This is a genomic window from Massilia sp. Root351 (assembly GCF_001425045.1).
GTDB lineage: Bacteria > Pseudomonadota > Gammaproteobacteria > Burkholderiales > Burkholderiaceae_D > Rugamonas.
Map to the genome: position 1 here is coordinate 1 of NZ_LMDJ01000026.1, position 3,052 is coordinate 3,052.

The window sequence follows — 3,052 nt, forward strand, 5'->3', positions numbered from 1 at the left end:
GGCCTCGCGCGATCCGGCTTGCGCCTTGACCGCCTGCTGGCCGTTGACGGCGCCGGCGTGCTTGCCGCTTTGCTGGGGATTGACCTGGGTGATGAAGTCCTTGTGCGCGGCGGCGGCGTCCTTGCTGGTGAGGGCTTGCTGCGCGGTGGCGGCGTCGCCCAGCTGCTTGGCCAGTTCCTCGGCGGCCTTCAGCTGCGCCAGCGCTTCGGCGGTGTCGAGCTGCGTGGAGGTGATGCCGCTGCCGTGCGCGTTGCGCGCGCTGGTGGTGAGCAGCACGCCTTCGGCGCCGCGCACCACGGCCCAGGCGTCGGTGCGCAGTTCGAAACCGGCGCCGCGATAGCTGCCGCGCTGGGCGGAGCCAGGCGCCTGCTGGATCAGGTAGCCCAGGTTGAGCTGGGTGGCGGCGCTGCTGCTGGCCAGGCGCGTGCGCACCTGGCCGGGGGTGTCGTCGAGCTGCCATTGGCCGTAGCCGCTGCGGTCGAANAGGTTGAGCTGGGTGGCGGCGCTGCTGCTGGCCAGGCGCGTGCGCACCTGGCCGGGGGTGTCGTCGAGCTGCCATTGGCCGTAGCCGCTGCGGTCGAAGTTCTGACTGTGGATGCCGCTTATGGTGCCGGCGTGGTTCACGCCTGCGTCCACGCCCGCTGCAAAGGGGCGGGGTGTCGCTCATCATCGCAGGATGCGATAGCGTGCATGATGGAAGGCAGTACTCATTCGGCTGGCCAAGCTTCCCAGCCACGCACCGCCTGACTGGCGCTTGATATGGCGGCCGTGCCCGGTCAAATTACGGGTATGCCAGTTCCCCCATCCGTGAGGGCAATCTGCCATTTCGTCATATCGGAGTACTCGAACGTTATCTCATAGTCGAATTCTTTATCTATGGCCAGAAGCAGAACGGCCTTATTTTTCCCCATCTCCGCTAACAACTTCATGCACATTTCGTCCATCTCGTCGAAAAAATCTTCTTGAGACATGGCGTCAACAATGACAACTTCAGATGGAGAGACGTAGGAAGCACATGATTCTGAAACCCGATCTTCAGCATAGAATCTAAAAAAACCTTTCTCAAAGTCAGGCTCAAGTTCCAAGACTTCATCAATAAATCTCTTCGTTATGCTAATAATCAGTTCGGTCTCGCGTTCTTTCATTTTCCTGCCTTTCTCGTATAAACTTGGCCTGCTTCATTGACAAATTTTTTGGAAAACGACTGTATCACTTTCCCCGTGGTATCTACTACTTTATATTTTACGCCCACACTGCCTGGCCGCCCTTGTGAATCAACATCTCCCAAAACATGGCTGAAGTCAACGGTGTGGCCTTGCTTGGTAAATCGTGCATAGTCATTTTCCAACGTTTTGAAGGCAGACATATTAAAATTGCCGTTCTGAGGGAACATGTTGACGTCGCCCTGATCCAGCATAAAGCGATGCCCTACGATGTGACCGCCCTGATCGGGTGACCGTATTTTTGCCTTGCGTGACAGTTTTCTGCGTAGTTCCAGATTTTCCCTTCGTCCCGCTCTGTGTGCTTGTTTTGCAATCCTCGCAACCCTTATCTTTCCTTGCTACCGATTTTTCCTGCTGAGCTGCAGCATCCTTTGCTGCCTCAGCCTCTTTCGCAATTTTAGCTTCCTTAGCGGCGACTTCGGCTGCTTCGGCTTGCTTTTTTGCTTTCGTCAGGTCGGCAACAGTTTGCGTCAGCGTGGCGACTTTTTTCTCTAGGCCTATGATGGCTTTGGTGGCGCGGACGGCTTTGGCAGGCTTGGCCAGCGCGTCGCCCACGTAGGGCACCATGCTGACAGTGCTGAGCGCTGCGCCCCAGTAGTCTCCGCGCGCGATCGAGATACCGGCTCCGACGATATCGGAAGCCGGAGTGGGATCAACCAGTCCGGCCGCATCGGCTGCGGCGCCAGCGATCTCCAGCTTCAGGTCCTTGTCGGCCTTGGCCAGCGCAGTGGTCGCATCGGAAAGCTTCTTGGTGATGTCCTGCAGGTTCATCATGACAGCGCACCCGCTTCTCCCGGCGCCAGCTCAAACATGGCGTCGTAGCGCTTGGCGCGCACGATCTGCTCCCAGGCCTGCTCGGGCAGCTTGGCGATCATCTGGCTCAGGCGCTCGGCCTGCGGCACGCTGGGGTTGGTCAGGTAGGCCTTGACCATGGCGTTGTCGTCGAACGAGGGCGAGACGGTCATCATCAGGCCGGCGAACAGGTGCTGCGCGCTGGGATCGGTGATGCCGTAGCTGNAGGCCTTGACCATGGCGTTGTCGTCGAACGAGGGCGAGACGGTCATCATCAGGCCGGCGAACAGGTGCTGCGCGCTGGGATCGGTGATGCCGTAGCTGTTGGCGCGGCTGACGGCGGCGATCGCCACTTCGCGCAGCATGCCGCGCTTGATGCCGGCGATGTCGTCGGGGCAGGTGTCTTCCCAGTGCCGGATGATGCTCTCGTACAGGTTCTCCTTGTCGAAGTACATCAACTGGTCGCGCTGGGCGAGGGTGAGGCTGATGGGCGCGAAGGCGTAGCGTGCGATGTCGGCTGGCGTGGCGGGCGCGATGTCGATGCTGTAGCGCTGCTGGCGGCGCGGCTCCAGCGCGCTCCAGGCGCTCACGGGGGCGAAGAAGTAGCGCTTCTGCTGCGGGTCCAGCGCGGAGGGCAGGCCGAGCAGGATGCGCGGATCGTAGAAGCGCATGACGACCTTTTGACCGTCGTCGATTTCGCAGTCCAGGCGGCGCGTGAGCATGGGCGCGAGCACGGGCAGCGTGTAGGGGCTGGTTATCCAGCTGACGCTGGGCGCGGCCTGTTCCAGTTGTAGCAGCCATTTGATCAGCGCTTCGTTGTCGCGCGAGATGGCGATGAGCAGCGGTGCGGCGGCGACCAGGTGCTCTTCGGGCGTGCCGTCGAACAGCGATTTCCATTGCACGTCGGGGAAGCGCGCGGTCAGCTCGCGCCAGGCGTGATCGTGCTGCGAGCAGTCGAGCAGGGCGTAGGTGTGGGTTGGGTTGTCCATATTTTTCTATCGCTTAGCGGACCAGGAAGCTGCTGGCCTTGGCCGCCG

General features: G+C 60.8%; 4 protein-coding genes and 2 pseudogenes. All 6 read right to left on the reverse strand.

From position 1 onward, the window contains the following. A partial coding sequence (locus ASD15_RS19965) for a type VI secretion system Vgr family protein (RefSeq protein WP_229418278.1) occupies positions 1–483 on the reverse strand: 483 nt, incomplete at both ends. Between the two features lies 1 nt (position 484). After that, positions 485–636, reverse strand: a pseudogene (locus tag ASD15_RS33290) (type VI secretion system Vgr family protein); the annotation flags it as partial. Positions 637–776: 140 nt separating this feature from the next. After that, positions 777–1,145 (reverse strand): hypothetical protein, encoded by a 369-nt coding sequence (locus ASD15_RS19970; RefSeq protein WP_057156806.1) that lies wholly within the window; start codon positions 1,143–1,145, stop codon positions 777–779. After that, complete coding sequence (locus ASD15_RS31875; protein ID WP_307188291.1) at positions 1,142–1,480, reverse strand: DNA/RNA non-specific endonuclease; 339 nt, start codon at positions 1,478–1,480, stop codon at positions 1,142–1,144. The genes ASD15_RS19970 and ASD15_RS31875 overlap by 4 nt, the downstream gene beginning before the upstream one ends. Further along, positions 1,368–1,997 carry a hypothetical protein gene (locus ASD15_RS33295; RefSeq protein WP_057156807.1) on the reverse strand — a complete coding sequence of 210 codons (630 nt, stop codon included), beginning with the start codon at positions 1,995–1,997 and terminating at the stop codon, positions 1,368–1,370. The genes ASD15_RS31875 and ASD15_RS33295 overlap by 113 nt, the downstream gene beginning before the upstream one ends. Positions 1,998–2,241: 244 nt before the next feature. Beyond that, positions 2,242–3,004 (reverse strand): annotated as a pseudogene (locus ASD15_RS33860) (DUF4123 domain-containing protein); the annotation flags it as partial. Positions 3,005–3,052 lie beyond the last annotated feature (48 nt).

Excerpts from the sequence above, each read along its gene's own strand:
- ASD15_RS19970 (WP_057156806.1), bottom strand. The coding sequence starts at position 1,145 with ATGAAAGAACGCGAGACCGAACTGATTATTAGCATAACGAAGAGATTT.
- ASD15_RS33295 (WP_057156807.1), bottom strand. The coding sequence starts at position 1,997 with ATGATGAACCTGCAGGACATCACCAAGAAGCTTTCCGATGCGACCACT.